The organism is Burkholderia sp. RF4-BP95 (assembly GCF_001521985.1).
In the GTDB taxonomy this organism is placed as follows: Bacteria; Pseudomonadota; Gammaproteobacteria; order Burkholderiales; family Burkholderiaceae; genus Burkholderia; species Burkholderia diffusa.
Genome location: NZ_LOSX01000039.1, coordinates 74,553 through 90,119, shown reverse-complemented (window position 1 = coordinate 90,119; position 15,567 = coordinate 74,553). Strand labels below are relative to the sequence as shown.

Annotated in this window: 14 protein-coding genes; 12 read left to right on the top strand and 2 right to left on the bottom strand. The window is 66.1% G+C overall.

Annotation, left to right across the window (positions count from 1 at the left end):
• The first annotated feature begins 53 nt into the window (after window positions 1-53).
• Together WS46_RS15430 and WS46_RS15425 are read left to right on the top strand one after the other, a co-directional pair.
• A complete protein-coding gene (locus WS46_RS15430) occupies window positions 54-1,433 on the top strand; it encodes an efflux RND transporter periplasmic adaptor subunit (protein WP_059691024.1) in 1,380 nt (459 codons plus the stop codon).
• A gap of 31 nt (window positions 1,434-1,464) precedes the next feature.
• The gene (locus tag WS46_RS15425) at window positions 1,465-2,982 is read left to right on the top strand and encodes an efflux transporter outer membrane subunit (protein ID WP_059691023.1); all 1,518 of its coding nucleotides are present in this window, start codon (window positions 1,465-1,467) and stop codon (window positions 2,980-2,982) included.
• On the opposite strand, the gene WS46_RS15420 is transcribed toward WS46_RS15425, so the two are convergent.
• Together WS46_RS15420 and WS46_RS15415 are read right to left on the bottom strand one after the other, a co-directional pair.
• Window positions 2,960-4,423: a heavy metal sensor histidine kinase gene (locus WS46_RS15420; RefSeq protein ID WP_059691022.1), complete on the bottom strand. Its 1,464-nt coding sequence runs from the start codon at window positions 4,421-4,423 to the stop codon at window positions 2,960-2,962. The genes WS46_RS15425 and WS46_RS15420 overlap by 23 nt on opposite strands.
• On the bottom strand, window positions 4,420-5,097 hold the full coding sequence (locus WS46_RS15415) for a heavy metal response regulator transcription factor (protein ID WP_027786146.1): 678 nt from the start codon (window positions 5,095-5,097) through the stop codon (window positions 4,420-4,422). Before WS46_RS15415 ends, WS46_RS15420 begins: the two co-directional genes overlap by 4 nt.
• Window positions 5,098-5,713: 616 nt before the next feature.
• Here WS46_RS15415 and WS46_RS15410 point away from each other — a divergent pair.
• The 10 genes from WS46_RS15410 (at window position 5,714) to WS46_RS15375 (ending at window position 15,297) form a co-directional block, all read left to right on the top strand.
• On the top strand, window positions 5,714-6,220 hold the full coding sequence (locus tag WS46_RS15410) for a Dps family protein (RefSeq protein ID WP_059691021.1): 507 nt from the start codon (window positions 5,714-5,716) through the stop codon (window positions 6,218-6,220).
• Between the two features lie 97 nt (window positions 6,221-6,317).
• Window positions 6,318-6,440: a hypothetical protein gene (locus tag WS46_RS36445; protein ID WP_257129997.1), complete on the top strand. Its 123-nt coding sequence runs from the start codon at window positions 6,318-6,320 to the stop codon at window positions 6,438-6,440.
• 435 nt (window positions 6,441-6,875) lie between these two features.
• Window positions 6,876-8,540: a cbb3-type cytochrome c oxidase subunit I gene (locus tag WS46_RS15405; RefSeq protein WP_059691020.1), complete on the top strand. Its 1,665-nt coding sequence runs from the start codon at window positions 6,876-6,878 to the stop codon at window positions 8,538-8,540.
• Between the two features lies 1 nt (window position 8,541).
• Window positions 8,542-9,141 carry a cbb3-type cytochrome c oxidase subunit II gene (locus tag WS46_RS15400; protein WP_059691019.1) on the top strand — a complete coding sequence of 200 codons (600 nt, stop codon included), beginning with the start codon at window positions 8,542-8,544 and terminating at the stop codon, window positions 9,139-9,141.
• Window positions 9,138-9,731 carry a cytochrome c gene (locus WS46_RS15395; RefSeq protein ID WP_059691018.1) on the top strand — a complete coding sequence of 198 codons (594 nt, stop codon included), beginning with the start codon at window positions 9,138-9,140 and terminating at the stop codon, window positions 9,729-9,731. The genes WS46_RS15400 and WS46_RS15395 overlap by 4 nt, the downstream gene beginning before the upstream one ends.
• Entirely contained in the window at window positions 9,728-12,010 is a 2,283-nt protein-coding gene (locus tag WS46_RS15390; RefSeq protein WP_257129996.1) for a cation-translocating P-type ATPase, read from the top strand. The genes WS46_RS15395 and WS46_RS15390 overlap by 4 nt, the downstream gene beginning before the upstream one ends.
• Window positions 12,007-13,251: a molybdopterin-dependent oxidoreductase gene (locus tag WS46_RS15385; protein WP_059691016.1), complete on the top strand. Its 1,245-nt coding sequence runs from the start codon at window positions 12,007-12,009 to the stop codon at window positions 13,249-13,251. Before WS46_RS15390 ends, WS46_RS15385 begins: the two co-directional genes overlap by 4 nt.
• A 15-nt stretch (window positions 13,252-13,266) precedes the next feature.
• Complete coding sequence (locus WS46_RS15380) at window positions 13,267-13,701, top strand: cytochrome c (RefSeq protein WP_059691015.1); 435 nt, start codon at window positions 13,267-13,269, stop codon at window positions 13,699-13,701.
• 194 nt (window positions 13,702-13,895) lie between these two features.
• A complete protein-coding gene (locus WS46_RS33955; RefSeq protein WP_082721789.1) occupies window positions 13,896-14,243 on the top strand; it encodes a DUF4148 domain-containing protein in 348 nt (115 codons plus the stop codon).
• Between the two features lie 97 nt (window positions 14,244-14,340).
• Window positions 14,341-15,297: a LysR family transcriptional regulator gene (locus WS46_RS15375; protein ID WP_059691047.1), complete on the top strand. Its 957-nt coding sequence runs from the start codon at window positions 14,341-14,343 to the stop codon at window positions 15,295-15,297.
• Window positions 15,298-15,567 lie beyond the last annotated feature (270 nt).

Below are 15,567 nucleotides of genomic sequence, written 5' to 3'. Positions count from 1 at the left end.
CGGACGGCCGCCCCTCCTCATCATCCTTCGATTCGCCCGACCCCGGACCCATCATGAACGACTCGATCGAACCCGTCGCCCCGCCGCCCGCCGCCGAATCGGCCACCGCGGCCACAGCTGTGCCGTCCGCCGCGCCCGACACCCCGCCGGCTCGTCACGGCCGTAAGCTGGCCGTGCCGCTCGCGGCCGTCGCGCTGGCCGCCGCGCTGCTCGCGCTCGGCATCGTGCCGCGTATCGATGCACGCGCCGCACAGCGTGCACAGGTGGCCGCACAACAGGCGGTGCCGGTGTCGGTCATCGTGCCCGGCGCGGCGCCGGCCGACCAGACGCTGACGTTGCCCGGTTCGGTGGCGCCGTATGCAGACGCGTCGATCTACGCGCGCACGAGCGGCTACATCGCGCACTGGAGCGTCGATCTCGGCACGCACGTGAAGGCCGGCCAGACGCTCGCGCAGATCTCGGCGCCCGATCTCGACGCGCAGTTGCGCCAGGCGCGCGCCGACGAAGCGAGCGCGCAGGCGAACTACGACTACGCGAAATCGACCGCGCAGCGCTGGCAGGACATGCTGAAAACGCAATCGGTGTCACAGCAGGACACCGACACGAAGGTCGCCGACATGAACGCGAAGCGCGCGATGCTCGCGTCCGCGCAGGCGAACGTCGCGCACCTTGCCGAACTCGTGTCGTACGAGTCCGTCACCGCGCCGTTCGACGGCGTGATCACCGCACGCAGCGTCGACGTCGGCACGCTGGTCACGGCGGGCGGCACACCGGGCAGCCCGGGCCTGTCCGGGGAACTGTTCCATCTCGAACAGACGGACACGCTGCGCGTGTTCGTCGACGTGCCGCAGGACAGCGCAACCGGCGTATCGACCGGCACGACGGTTTACCTGACGACACCGCAGTATCCGGGGCGGCGCTTTGCCGCGCGTGTCGCGCGCAGCGCGGGCGCGATCGATCCCGTCACGCGCACGCTGCGCGTCGAGATCGACGTCGACAACCGCGACGGCGCGCTGATGCCCGGTGCGTATGCGCAGGCGCATCTCGTCGTGCCGAGCGCGGCGCCGGCGCTCGACCTGCCGGTCAGTGCGCTGCTGTTCCGCCCGAACGGCGTGACGGTCGCCACCGTCGGTGCGAACGGGCGAACCGCGCTGAAGACCGTGCAGATCGGACGCGATTTCGGCACGCGCGTGGAGATCGTTGCGGGGCTCGCGGCGACCGATCGCGTGGTCGACAACCCGGGCGATGCGATCACGGCCGGCGAAGCCGTGAAGATCGTGTCGACCGCGCCCGCTGCGGCGCCGGCCGCGGCTTCGCCCGCCCGGGCCGCGCAACCTGCTTCCGCCACCGCCGTGCGCGACGTGCCGCCGATGCGCGCCGCCGGTACCGCGACGGCCGCATCGGCGCCGGTTGCGGCGCCCACGCACGGCTAACCCGTCGACGACAACCCACGAGATGCCTGCCATGCGCCCTCTTCACCCGCTCCCGTTCGCTCGCCGCATCGTCGCGCTCGGCGCCGCCACATTGACCGCCTGCTCGACGCTGCCGCCCTATTCGCCGCCCGCCGTCACGGTACCCGCACACTACGCGGGCGCACCGGCCGCGCAGGCCGGCTGGCATGTCGCGATGCCGGCCGACGGCGCCGCGCGCGGCGCATGGTGGACCGTGTTCGGCGACGCCGAACTGAACGCGCTCGAAGCGCGCGTCGACGTGTCGAACCAGACTGTGAAAAAAGCGGTCGCCGATCTGCAACAGGCCCGCGCGATGGTCGACTACCAGCACGCCGGATTCCTGCCGACGATCACCGCAGGCGCCTCGCAGAGCCGCGCGCGAGTCTCGCAGAACCGGCTCGGCTCGTCGCTCGCCGGCAAGACGACACCCGACTACCAGGCGGGCGTGGCCGCGAGTTGGGAACCCGACGTGTTCGGCCGCGTGCGCGATGCGGTGACGAGCGCGCAGGCGAACGCCGCCGCGAGCGCGGCCGACCTGCAGGCCGTGAAGCTGTCGATCACGGCGGAACTCGCGACTGACTATTTCGCGCTGCGCTCGCTCGACACGCAGAAGCAACTGCTCGACGACACGGTGCGCGCTTACGCGGACGCACTGACGCTGCTGAAGCAACAGCTCGCGGCAGGTGCGATCGATGCGTCGGCAGTCGCGCAAGCCGAGACGCAACTCGAATCGACGCGCACGCAGGACACCGACATCGACGCGTCGCGTGCGCAGTTGCAGCACGCGATCGGGACGCTCGTCGGGGAAAGCGCGTCGACGTTCGCGCTGCCGCCGCGCGTGCAGGCGTTCCACGTGCCGGCCATTCCGGCTGGCGTGCCGTCGCAGCTACTGGAGCGGCGGCCCGACATCGCGGCCGCCGAGCGCCGCGTGGCGGCCGCGAACGCACGGATCGGCGAGGCGCGCGCCGCGTTCTTCCCGGATCTCGTGCTGTCGGCGAGCGCAGGCCTCGAGAGTTCGTTCTTCGCGCCGTGGCTCGCCGCGCCGAGCCTGTTCTGGTCGCTCGGCCCGCAACTCGCCGGCACGCTGTTCGACGGCGGTCGCCACAGTGCGTCGCTGCGCGGCGCGCATGCGCAATACGACGGCGCGGTCGCCGATTACCGGCAGACCGCACTCGTCGCGTTCCAGCAGGTGGAGGATCAGTTGTCGACGCTCGACGCGCTCGCGTCCGAAGCCGGTAGCCAGCAGCGCGCGACCGACGCGGCCGACCTGTCGCTGCGGCTGACGACGAATCGCTTCAACGCCGGCGCCGTCAGCTATCTGGACGTGGTGACCGCGCAGACGATCGCGCTGACGAACCGGCGCACGGCCGATCAGATCGACGCGCGCCGGATGGAGGCCGCGGTCGGCCTGCTGAAGGCGCTGGGTGGCGGCTGGCAAGCGAGCGCGGACGCGGCATCGAAAACCGGCACGGACGAACGTACGGCCGCCCCGTTGCCCGATCCCGTCGTCACGCAGCCGACGGCCGGTTGAACGTGAGCACGAAGCGCGTGCCGCGCGCATCGCTTTCAACCTGCGCGGTGCCGCCGTGCAACTCCATCACCGAGCGCACGATCGCGAGGCCGAGCCCGGCCGTGCCGCCCGGCGCACCGCCGCTGCGGGCGGGGTCGCCGCGCACGAACCGGTCGAAGATCCGCGGCAGCAGCGCGGGATCGATCGGCTCGCCCGGATTCGCGACCACGACGCGCAGCGCGTCGGGCGTGTCGTCGACGGAGAGCGTGATCACGCCGCCGGCCGGCGTGTAACGCAGCGCGTTCGCAAGCAGGTTGCCCACCGCGCGGCGGAACAGTTCGACGTCGGCGGTCAGATGCCCCCGCCCTTCGACGCGCAACGTCGAGCCCGCTTCGTCGGCGAGCCCCTCGAAATACTCCGCGATGCGCTCGAGTTCGTCGTGCACGTCGAACGCGCGCTGCCGCGTGACGAAGCTCGGATGCTCGGCGCGCGCGAGAAACAGCACGTTCTCGATCATCCGCGCGAGACGATCGTATTCCTCGAGATTCGATTCGAGCAGCGTCTGGTACTCGTCGGCCGAACGCGGCCGCGCGAGCGCGACCTCCGTGGCGCCGCGCATGTTGTTCAGCGGCGTGCGCAGGTCGTGCGCGAGATCGGCGCTGAATTGCGACAGATGCGCGAACGCCTGCTGCAGGCGGCCGAGCATCGCATTCTGGGCATCGACGAGCGCGCGCAGCTCGGCCGGCGCGCGCGATGCGTCGAGCCGCGTGTCGAGCTTGTCGACCGTGATCCGGCCGGTGTTGTCGACGATCTCGCGCAGCGGCGCGAGCGCCTTGCGGATCAGCCAGTAGCCGAGCAGCAGCGCGAACAGCGCGCCGAGCGCACCGGCGAGCTTCAGTCGGTCACGGTAGCCGCCGAGCAACGTCGCGCGGTCGCGCATGTTGCGCGCGACCGCGATGCGGATCGGCGTGTGATCGCCGAGCGCAGCCTCGATCACGACGCCGCGCATTGGCGTGCCGCCGTCGGCCTTCCACGTCGCGAGCCTGTCGGCAGTGATCCGGTCGTTCGCGGGCACCGGCAGCGCATGCGGCGCAAACAGCTGCGCGTCGGCCGGCAACGCGCCCGATGCGGGAACCGGCGCATCGTCGAGCGCGGCGAGCCTGACGTTGTGGCGCGCGAGCACGTCGCCGCGTGCATTGACGACGACCATCGACAGCGCCTCGTTGCCGAGCACCTGGCTCGTGAGCCGTTCTGCATGGGTGCGGACTGCATCGAGCGACTCGAGCTCGCCCGCGAGCCGGCGCGTGTGGCGCGCGGCCAGCACGATGTCGAGGTCGTCCTGTGTGTTCACCTGCCGTTCGAGGCCCGCATACACGTATGCGCCGACCAGCGCGAACGCGGCGAGCGTGGTCGCGGCGAACGCGAGCGCGAGCGTCGCGGCGAGCGAGCGCGGCCGCGTCATGCGTCGTCCTTCGGTTCGAGCACGTAGCCGACGCCACGCACGGTATGGATCAGCTTGACTGGAAACGCATCGTCGATCTTCGCGCGCAGGCGCCGGATCGCGACCTCGACGACGTTGGTGTCGCTGTCGAAATTCATGTCCCACACGTACGATGCGATCTGCGTGCGGCTCAGCACCTCGCCCTGCCGGCGCGCGAGCAGCTGCAGCAGCGAGAATTCGCGCGGCGTGAGGTCGATGCGCGTGGCGCCGCGCTTCACGCGGCGGCGCACCACGTCGATTTCCAGATCGCCGACCGCCAGGTGTTCGGTCTCGCGCGGCGGCCCGCGACGCGCAAGCGTGCGGATTCGGGCAAGCAGCTCGACGAACGCGAACGGCTTCACGAGGTAGTCGTCGGCGCCGAGTTCGAGACCGTGCACGCGGTCCTGCACGTCGTCGCGCGCGGTCAGGAACAGCACCGGCGTCGTATGCGTATCGCGCAGTCGCTTGAGCACGCCCCAGCCGTCGAGCACGGGCAGCATCACGTCGAGCACGATCACGTCGTAACGCTCTTCCTGTGCGAGCGTCAGCCCTTCGCCGCCGTCCTTCGCGAGATCGACGCTGAAGCCCGATTCCTCGAGCCCTTTCTTCAGGTATGCGCCCGTCTTTGGTTCGTCTTCGACTATCAGAATGCGCATGGCTGACTCCGTCGTATTGGTGGGGATATCCGACGATGTTACCGGGAAACAGCGACGAGCAATCGCTCCGCGCGGGCGCGAACGCCGTTGATTACAAAATGGTAATCGAGCGGTCAGCCTGGCATGCGGTCGCGAAGCCTTGATGCAGGACGCGGTGGCTATGTCCGCCTTCCCGATCGCCCGTTCACCAATGAGTCGCCGTGAATTACGTCCAAATCTATTGGAACGATAGGAAACCCTTGCGGCACGACCCGACAGTTTCGGCGAGACGGCGACACGGCTGCTATATCGCCACGCACACGCTCGGCTCCTTTTGATACCGTTCGGGGTTTTCGCCTCAGCACGCTCATCCGCGGAATTCAGGCTCCGGCGCCAGGACGCGCTACGCATCGCTTCCCCGAGGATCGCCGTTCCTCCGTGCGAATCAGCGGTACAACGGGCGAACTCGAAAATCGCCGATCGAAAAGTCCGTCACCATTCCCGCACGTTTCGGCCTTTCGCCTGCTCACCGACATGCCGCCTAACGCGCGATGTATTCGAATCGGCGAATCCATCGCCACGCGGCACGAGCACTGCGCGTGACGCGTTCGCCCTTCCCGTTGAAAGGAGCTACATCATGTCAAAAGCAAGCCAGATCATACGCCCCGTGACTCCCGCAGCCACGACCGGCTTCGACGAGCGCGCTGTCGAGGCAATCTCGGAGGCGCTCAACCCGCTGCTCGCGGACGTATTCGCGCTTTACGTAAAGACGAAGAATTTCCATTGGCACATGAGTGGGCCGCATTTCCGCGACTACCATCTGATGCTCGACGAGCACGGCACCCAGATATTCTCGATCACGGACGACATCGCGGAGCGCGTGCGCAAGATCGGCGGAGCCACGCTGCGGTCGATCGGGGACGTGGCGCGACGTCAACGCCTGGCGGACAGTGATGCGGCGGACGCCACACCCGAGGCGATGCTCGACGAACTGCGCCGCGACAACCTGCTGCTCGCCCAATTCATGCTCGCGGCGCATGCTGTTTGCGACGCGCATCATGACGTGGCGACGGCAAGCCTCATCGAAAACTGGATCGACGACGCTCAACGGCGCGCATGGTTTCTGGCCGAAGCCTGCCGTTAGCGCGTGCAGCCCGGATGCCCCGCTGACCGGGGCCCGGCACGCGACATACCCAATCGCGGTGCGTGCGAATTCGACACGCACGCCGCTGGGACATCCGATGACCTACGATCGTGTCGGATCGCTACCTGCCGGTCAGCCGGGATACGGCCTTCTCGACCATCCCGATCAGGCCGATTTCTACACGGCGGGACGCGCATTCAACGAAGCGGCATTCCTCTAAATTGGCATCGCTGGTTTGGCATCCGCACGCATAAATCCATCTCCATTACCTCGGTCAAGCAATTCATTGTCAACGTGCGCGGCGAGCCGGATAGTCAGGTCAACGTAATCGTGCGATTTTCAAACCCGAAATGGCGAAATGAAAAACGCGGGCGGAGAAGCACGCATACTGCAAGTGTTTTATAGGGATATGTGCGCAGAATCCTCCGTATCGTCGATCGGCAAGCATACAAAAAAAGCATACACGCGATGATTAATTTGAATATTACACACGCGCTGGTGATACCTATACTGGCTTCCGCTGAAACAATCAATTTCCCACGATAGCTATATTAGGCCGATCTTTTTCTGACGCCGTTCTCTCGAGCACCTTCCTATTCAGCAGGATGCCTTAATTATTTGCTCGAATCTTAATTCAGCGAGGAGCTTTGTCGAAATGAACGTCACAATTGGCACGTTGCTCGCGTTGTCGTTCCTGATCTCCGTCCTAGGACTCTTCCTGTTCCTGTGGGCGCAGATGAACGGCCTGATGCGGGCGGGCCCGGATGCAGCCGAGGTAATCTTCGCCGGCGGAGAAGTCGGACAGACCGAAGATCCAGCTCTGTCCGTCATGCATCGCGAGCGCCTCCAGCAGGCCGCATCGCACACGACACGCGGCTCATTGCCTGGCCCATCGGGCGACTCGCTCGCACTAGGCCGGGACCTCCAGGAACGCGCGCAGCAAGACGCTTCGAGCCGGGGGCCGACCTTCATCTTTCTGTGCTCTTCGGTGTTCTGGCTGTTGCTGGGTTCAGTTGCGGGCCTCGTCGCCTCGCAAAAGCTCACCTCGCCTGACTTTCTCACGCAGTCCGCCTGGCTCACGTTCGGCCGCATCCGTACCGCGCATCTGAATATGGTGGTCTACGGATGGGCGTCGATGGCAGGCATCGGTATCTCCCTCTGGATGCTGCCGCGCCTGCTCAAAACGCAGCTGGCGGGCGAACGCTACGCCATTGCAGGCGCATGGCTCTGGAATGCCGGCCTCGCCGCCGGCATCGCCGCCATTCTCTCGGGATGGACCGATGGCCTGCAATGGCTCGAGATTCCCTGGCAAATCGGCATCCTACTCGCGATGGGCGGCGCGCTCGCGGCAGTACCGCTACTCATGACCATTGCACGGCGCACCACACGCCATCTCTATGTCTCGGTGTGGTATCTCGCCGCCGCGCTGTTGTGGTTTCCGATCCTCTACATCGTCGCGAAGGTGCCGGGCGTGCACGTCGGCGTGGAGCAGGCCATCGTCAACTGGTGGTTCGCGCACAACGTGCTCGGCCTTTGGCTCACACCGATCGGGCTGGCCGCCGCCTACTATTTCATCGCGAAGGTGCTCGGGCGCCCTATCTACTCGTATGCGCTCTCGCTCGTCGGCTTTTGGGCGCTCGCCATGTTCTACAGCCAGGCCGGCATTCACCACCTGCTCGGCGGCCCGGTCCCGCAATGGCTGCAGAGCGTCTCGGTCGTCCAGAGCGTGATGATGATCGTCCCGGTACTCGCGGTCGGCGTGAACCATCACATGACGGTGGCAAGCCACTTCGGCGCGCTGAAACACTCGCCCACGCTGCGCTTCGTCGTGCTGGGCGCCGCGCTGTACACGCTCGTGTCGCTACAGGGGTCGCTCGAGGCATTGCCGTTCTTCAACCGGCTCGTGCATTTTACGCAATACAAGGTGGCCCACGCGCACCTCGGCCTCTACGGCTTCTTCTCGATGATCATGTTCGGCTCGATCTACTTCGCGATGCCACGCGTGCTGGATCGCGAGTGGCCGTATCCGAAACTCGTCTGGCTCCATTTCTGGCTCGCCACCGTCGGCTTTGCGATCTACTTCGTCTCGCTCACGATCGGCGGCGTCCTGCAAGGCATCGCGCTGCTCGATCCCGCGCGTCCGTTCATGGCATCCGTGCAAGTCCTCACGCCATATCTGCAAGCCCGCACGCTCGGCGGCGCACTCATGACGGCGGGCCACTTCGTATTCGCGTATCACTTCTTCACGCTCTCATTCGGACGGCAGAGCGAGCGCCCTGACGCGGCACCTGCTCGTCAAGCGATCTCGATGGGGGCCTGACATGAATCGCGTCCTGACTGTCGTAATCGGCTCATTGATCATGCTCGCCATGGCGACACTCGTGCTCGTCGCGCTTCCGTATCGGCAACTGCACGACGAAGCGCCGCCCGAATCGCTGAAGCCCTACACCATCGCTCAACTGCGCGGACGCGCAACCTACGTGAACATGGGATGCGTCTATTGCCACTCGCAGCAGCCGCGCGCGTCCTCGTTGGGTCCGGACGAACTGCGAGGATGGGGACGCCCGTCCGTGCCCGCGGACTATGTGTACGACTATCCGCACCTGCTCGGTGTATCGCGCACAGGGCCCGATCTCTTCAACATCGGTGCCCGGCAAACAAGCGCCGCATGGCAGCTCGCGCATCTCTATCAGCCGCGCTCGGTGACGCAGGGCAGCGTGATGCCAGCCTATCCGTTCCTGTTCAAAGTCGTCGATCACACGCGCCCCGATGAAGTCGTCGTGCAATTGCCGCCGCAATTCGCGCCCGCCGGCGGCAAGCAGGTTGTGGCGTCGCAGGACGCACTCGATCTCGTCGCCTATCTCACGGCCCTCAACCACACCTATCCGGCTTCGGCCGATCCGTCGGGAGCAATGAAATGAGCGAACAAGACAACGCCAATGCCGTTCGCGCGCGCGAGCACGAAGAACCGGTCGAACGCGGCAATCCGGTGCCATGGCTGCTTGGCCTCGTGGCCGCCGCGCTGGCGGTCTGGGGCGTGAGCTACTTCCTACTGAATCCAGCGCTCGGGCCTGGTTCGACGGTCGCCCGTGGGGCCATGCCCGGTGGCCCGGGAACGGTCGCCGCGGCTCAAGATACGCCCGACGGCGCCATGCTCTTCGCGAGCCGCTGCGCCTCCTGTCATCAGGCCACGGGCGCGGGCCTGCCTGGTGTGTTCCCGCCGCTCGCCGGCTCGGAATGGGTCAACGGCGATCCGAAGCGCGTGGCCCGCATCCTGTTGCTCGGCGTCACTGGAAAGATCACGGTAGCCGGCAGCACGTTCAACGGATCGATGCCGGCGTTCGGCACAACGCTATCCGACGCGGAGATCGCAGCAGTGGCCTCGCATGTTCGGTCGAGCTTCGGCAACCACGCTCCAGCATTGACCGCCGATGTCGTGAAAGCCGAGCGAGCGACCATCGGCAATCGCACGGCACCATGGGCGGGCGAAGACGAGCTGAGGCGCCCGTGAGCGACGCCGCTTCCATCGCGCCGGGCACACCCGACAGCGCAACGCTCGACGTACGCGGCATGTGGTGCACGAGCTGTGCGAATGCGCTCGAACGGGTGCTGCAACGCCAGCCCGGCACGCTCGACGCACGGGTGAGCTTCGCCTCCGAATCCGCGACTGTCGAATGGGACCCGCGCCGCACCTCGCTCGGACATCTGCTCGAGGCCGCGGAGAAGCTCGGATACGCATGCGTGCCGGAAACCGATACGCCGGACCGCCGCGCACATACGGCCGCGCTGCTTCAGAATCTCGCGGTCCGTCTCGTCGTCGCCGTCTTCTGTTCGATGTGGGTGATGACGGCACAAACCACGCTTTACTTCACCACGGCCGCCACGGTGCCTGAGCACGTGCGCTATGCGCTCGCAGCCCTTGCCGGCGTCGCCACGCTGCCCGTGGTCGGTTATTGTGCGCAGCCGTTCTTCAAGGCCGCGTGGCGAACCTTGCGTGCATGCGTGCCCGGCATGGACTGCCTTGTCGCAATGGGTACGAGCGCGTCGTTCCTGCTTTCCGTGTGGCGGGTTGCGCACGGCGAATCGGTCGTCTATTTCGATTCCGCAGCCATGATCGTCACCTTCCTGCTGGCGGGCCGCTGGCTCGAACTGCGCGTGCGCAGCCGCATGTCGGACGCAGTTCGCGTCCTGCTCGAGCTGCCTGCGCAGACCGCGCGCGTGCTGGCGAGCGACGGCGCGCAAACGGTCGTACTCGCCAAGCGCGTCGCACGAGGCAGCCTCATTCGCGTGCTGCCGGGCGAGCGTCTTCCGCTGGACGGCATCGTCACGGACGGTCAGTCATCGCTCGATCGTTCGCTGCTGACGGGCGAAAGCGAGCCCGTCGGCGTACGGCGCGGCAGCTTCGTCGAGGCGGGTGCGCTCAATGCCGACGGGGAACTGGTCGTATGCGTGAAGTACGGATGGGGCGAGCGGCGCGTAGACGCGATTGCCAGAAGCGTACGTGCGATGCTCGCCCGCAAGACGGCGTCCCAGGCCATCGCCGAACGCTTCACGCGCTGCCTCGTTCCGGCCATCGCCACCGTCGCGTTGCTGGTGTTCGTCGCTGGCGGCCTGCTGGGCATGATGTGGACGAATGCGCTGGAGCGCGCCGTCGCGGTGCTCGTCATTACCTGCCCGTGCGCACTCGGCATGGCCGTGCCGCTCGCGCTGAGCGCAGGGGTGGGACGCGCGGCACGCGAAGGCATTCTCTTTCGCGACGTCGAGGCGATCGAGAAGGCCGGCAAACTCTCCACGTTCTTCCTCGACAAGACCGGCACGCTGACCGAGGGCAAGCCCCGGCTCGTCCGTGCACTTCCAGCGAGCGACGTTCTCGAAACAGAACTCTTCGAGGATGCTGCGCTCGCCGAACGCGGCAGCGAGCATCCCATTGCAGCCGCCATCCGCTCACTCGTCTCGCCCGACAGGCTCGCGTGCGTCGTGGACGCCGCGCCCGGCACCTCGCGCGCGGTGCCAGGCGCCGGCGTGGTGTGGGGAGGCAGCCATGGCGAGCGCATTCTCGCCGGCACCGCGGCGTTCCTGCGCAGCCACGACGTACGGGTACCCGATATCGACGATGCGAACATTACCGTCCACGTCGCCCGCGACGGCCACTGGCGCGGCATGCTCGGCTTCGCCGATCGCCCACGCGACGGCGCTCGAGAAGCCATAGATTTGCTGCGCGCGCACGGTGCAGCGGTGGCCATGCTGACTGGAGACCGGTTGGCCGTCGCGCGCGCCATCGCGCCGGCTGTAGGCCTGGCCGATTCGGCCATCTTTGCGGCGCAGTCCCCCGAACAAAAGGCGGCACACATCGTTGAGGCACAGGCTACGCGGCGCGGCGCGGTCGCATTCGTCGGCGACGGACTCAACGACGCGCCGGCCCTTGCCGCCGCCGACGTCGGCATCGCCGTAGGCAGCGCTTTGCCCGCGTCGATGGCCGCGGCATCGATCGTGCTGGTCGACGCGGGTGTCGAAAAGCTTGACCTCGCCTTGCGGCTCGCTCGCCGCACCACACGCGCCATGCACCAGAACCTCGCCGCCGCGGTCGTCTACAACGCGCTCGCCATTCCGGCCGCGGTCTTCGGATTCGTTTCGCCCGCCACAGCGGCCGCACTGATGGTCGCGAGTTCGATGTCGGTCACGCTGAACGCCGCCCGCCTCGCGCTCCGCACAGACATACGTTCGCCAGGCGCCGACACTTCGCGCCCCACACCCGCTTTGACCATCGAACAGACCTGGAGCAGCACATGAGTCAACACGATTACGATCCTGTCTCGTCCCACCGGCGGCGACTGCTGAGCGGCCTCGGCGCGCTCGGTGCGGCAGCGTTCATGACGCCCATGCTCGCGCGCGGCGCGTCGAGCGGCACCATCGAGCTTCCGTTCGAGAATGGGAGCCGTCCGCTCACGTCGGACCTGCCGCAGAAATCCCGCGTGATCCTGCAGCGCACTCGGCCGCCACTGCTGGAAACACCGTTCGACGTCTTCGATCAAGGCGTCTTCACGCCGAACGACCGCTTCTACGTGCGCTGGCACCTGGCCAATATTCCAACCTCGATCGATCCGGCCACGTACCGCGTCGCCGTTCGCGGCGCCGTCGAGCGAACGCTGAATCTTTCGCTCGACGACCTGATGCGCAGGTTCCCGCGCTACGAAATCGCCGCGGTCAATCAATGCTCGGGTAATTCGCGCGGCTTCTTCAGCCCGCGTGTACCGGGGGGCCAGTGGGGCAACGGCGCGATGGGCAATGCGCTATGGAAAGGCGTGCGCCTGAAGGATGTGCTCGACCATGCGGGCGTGCGCGCCAATGCCGTTTGCGTGCGCTTCAACGGCCTCGATTCAGGCGTGATTCCGCAAACACCCAAGTTCCTCAAGTCGCTGGATATCGACCATGCACGCGACGGCGAGGTCATGCTCGCCTACGCGATGAACGGCGAGCCGTTGCCGCTGCTCAACGGCTATCCGCTACGGCTCATCGTACCAGGCTGGTTTGCCACGTACTGGGTCAAGATGCTGACCGATATCGACGTGCTCGACGCGCCCGACGACAACTTCTGGACGGCCAAGGCATACAAGGTCCCTGCCAATCACTTCGCCAACGTGCGGCCCGGCGAGACCGACGTGCCGCAGATTCCCATCAACCGGATGCTGCCGCGCTCGTTCTTCACCAACCTCAAGACCGGCGACAAGGTCGGCGCGGGGCGACCGATACAGGTTCGCGGCATTGCATTCGGCGGTATCAACGCGCTCGCTCGCGTGCAGATTTCGACCGACGGCGGCCGCACCTGGGCCGATACGCAACTGGGGCACGACTACGGCAAGTACAGCTTCCGCCAATGGCAGACAAGCGCGCATTTCGCACAGCGCGGCCAGCAAACGCTGATGGTGCGCGCCGTCGACTCGACGGGGCAGGCGCAGCCGGCCACACCGAACTGGAACGGCGCGGGGTTCATGCGCAACGTCATCGAATCGATTCAGCTCGACGTGGCCTGACAAGGAGCGAAGAACATGAACGCAAGACCCAAGCGCATGGCGTTAATGCTGGCCGTACCTGTTTCCCTGGGCGCGCTGCTCGGCGTGGTCGGCCGGCACTACTTTCCCGAATCCATCGCATCGCAGGCTGCACGCCAGGCCGAGATCGCGCCGCCGGTGCACCTGAGCGCCCTCAGCGTATCCTTGCCGCCCGGGCAGTCGACGTTTCCGCCAGGGCCGGGGGTGGACATCGCGAATTCGAATTGCGTGATGTGCCACTCCACGGGAATGGTGCTGCGGCAACCGCCGCTGACCACAGGCGAATGGAAGGTCGAGATCACGAAGATGCGCAATGCGTTCGGTGCCCCCATTCCGCCGGACCAGATCGATGCACTGGCTCATTACCTGAACAGTATCGATGGCCGCAAGCCGCAGGCGGGGCCCTCCGGCGTCGACAATCAGGCAAGCTAAATGTCATAACGCCACGTCATGGCTGGCATCGAAACAATGCATTTTTTGCGGGCGCCGTGCTTCGATAACCTTCTCTCATCGACTCGCAACCTGTCACCCTGCGAACGCCGTCAACGGCACGGCTATCGGACAACTGCGAAATCGGTCAACAGTGAAAAGTGTTTCGTATTCAACCCAACCGAAGGAGTCGCACCATGAAAACGCTTGCATGCCTCGCCATCGTCGTAGGAACCTTCACCGCTCCCGCGCTGAGCTTCGCTCAAAGCGCCACACCGCTCACGCGCGCGCAAGTACGAGCCGATCTGGTTCGCGTCGAACGGGCTGGCTATAATCCGGCAACAGGAAACGATCCGCAGTATCCTTCGGACATTCAGGCAGCCGAAGCAAAAGTCGCTGCTCAGCAGCAGCAGGCAACGAGCGGTTTCGGCAGCGCACCGCCGGACGGTACGTCAGCAAGCGGCAAGCACGTTCTCGCACCCAAGCATGCATCGGCTTCGTGCGTCGGGCCGGCGAGCTTCTGCAATCCCTATTTCGGTAGCTGACTGCCCAAGCGCCGTGCGCTGCCCGGCCGAACTCGCCCGCTCGGCAGTTCAGCCGGGCATGCGTGGCGCGCAGTTGCCGCCACCCTCCCCGGACGCCATGAACTTCACCCATCTTCTCGCCTTTTACGAAGTGGCGCGCGCTGGCAGCATCAGCGCCGGCGCCGAGCGCTTGCACGTCAGCCAGCCGGCCGTCACCAGGGAGGTCCGCGATCTTGAAGATCGCCTAGGTATCATCCTCTTCGACCGGCTGCCGCGCGGCGTAGCGCTGACGGAGGGTGGCAAGCTGCTCTACGAGTATGCAAGTCGCATCTTCACACTCGCGGATACGGCCGAGAAGGAACTCGCGGAGCTCTCGGGCCTCGGCTCGGGTCACATGAAAATTGGCGCGAGCGGTACGCTCGGCGTCTTTTTCGTACCCGAAGCAATTGCGCGGTTCAATGCAAGCCACCCGTCCGTCGCCATCGACCTCACGGTCACGAACACCGAGCGCGTGGAAGCAGGGCTGCATGACCTCACCTTCACGATCGGCTTTATCGAGGGGCCATTCGACGACTCCATTCTGCATGCTCGACACATTGGCTCCGACGAAATCGCCATCATCGCAGCGCCCGGCCATCCCTTCGCGGGGACGACGCTACATGCGCGGGAACTCGTGGATCGAGCCGTCATCATGCGCGAGCCCGGGTCGGGAACGCGTGCCATCATCGAAGAATCGTACCGGCGCGCCGGGCTCGAGATCGAGCCGCTGATGTCGGTAAGCCACACTGAAGCAATCAAGCGAATGTTGCTGTCCCAGCACGCGCTCGCCTACATCTCGACGCTTAGCGTGACGGAGGAATTGCGCCGTGGCGAGCTGACCATCATCGACGTCGAGGACATGCAGATTGTCCGACCGCTACACATGGTATGGGCGAAGGGACGATCGCTGTCGCCCAGCAGCCAGGCATTGTTCGACCTGGTGGCGAGCGGCACGCTGAACACAGCGATCGCAGCGGCCGATGCCAGCGACCTGCGTCAAAGGGCAAGGAACGGCGCTCTCGATACGCGCGCGTGAAACTCTCGCTGCTTTCGAGGCGGCACGTGTCGACCCTGTTCTTCCCGCGAAAGGCACCGCATCTCGTGCTCCGCCATGCCTCGATACCCTGCCTGAAAGCCTGATGTTCGTCGGCCTCGACATTGCAGAAAAGTCCGGCTCGGGACCAACGAGACAGGATTTCCTCGGAAGCGCATTGCCGGCGCACCGCCCGGCATGGACGTATCATTGCCCTGGCGCACGATCTCGGACTGAATCGGGGCAACCAGGTTCGCGAGCAGGCGAGCACGC

What these genes read in the sequence shown, in the direction of transcription:
- WS46_RS15420 (WP_059691022.1), bottom strand. Translation starts at nt 4,423, where the DNA reads ATGACGCGGCCGCGCTCGCTCGCCGCGACGCTCGCGCTCGCGTTCGCC.
- WS46_RS15415 (WP_027786146.1), bottom strand. Translation starts at nt 5,097, where the DNA reads ATGCGCATTCTGATAGTCGAAGACGAACCAAAGACGGGCGCATACCTG.
- WS46_RS15380 (WP_059691015.1), top strand. Translation starts at nt 13,267, where the DNA reads ATGAACGCAAGACCCAAGCGCATGGCGTTAATGCTGGCCGTACCTGTT.
- WS46_RS15385 (WP_059691016.1), top strand. Translation starts at nt 12,007, where the DNA reads ATGAGTCAACACGATTACGATCCTGTCTCGTCCCACCGGCGGCGACTG.
- WS46_RS15425 (WP_059691023.1), top strand. Translation starts at nt 1,465, where the DNA reads ATGCGCCCTCTTCACCCGCTCCCGTTCGCTCGCCGCATCGTCGCGCTC.
- WS46_RS15375 (WP_059691047.1), top strand. Translation starts at nt 14,341, where the DNA reads ATGAACTTCACCCATCTTCTCGCCTTTTACGAAGTGGCGCGCGCTGGC.
- WS46_RS33955 (WP_082721789.1), top strand. Translation starts at nt 13,896, where the DNA reads ATGAAAACGCTTGCATGCCTCGCCATCGTCGTAGGAACCTTCACCGCT.
- WS46_RS15400 (WP_059691019.1), top strand. Translation starts at nt 8,542, where the DNA reads ATGAATCGCGTCCTGACTGTCGTAATCGGCTCATTGATCATGCTCGCC.
- WS46_RS15405 (WP_059691020.1), top strand. Translation starts at nt 6,876, where the DNA reads ATGAACGTCACAATTGGCACGTTGCTCGCGTTGTCGTTCCTGATCTCC.
- WS46_RS36445 (WP_257129997.1), top strand. Translation starts at nt 6,318, where the DNA reads ATGACCTACGATCGTGTCGGATCGCTACCTGCCGGTCAGCCGGGATAC.
- WS46_RS15395 (WP_059691018.1), top strand. Translation starts at nt 9,138, where the DNA reads ATGAGCGAACAAGACAACGCCAATGCCGTTCGCGCGCGCGAGCACGAA.
- WS46_RS15430 (WP_059691024.1), top strand. Translation starts at nt 54, where the DNA reads ATGAACGACTCGATCGAACCCGTCGCCCCGCCGCCCGCCGCCGAATCG.
- WS46_RS15410 (WP_059691021.1), top strand. Translation starts at nt 5,714, where the DNA reads ATGTCAAAAGCAAGCCAGATCATACGCCCCGTGACTCCCGCAGCCACG.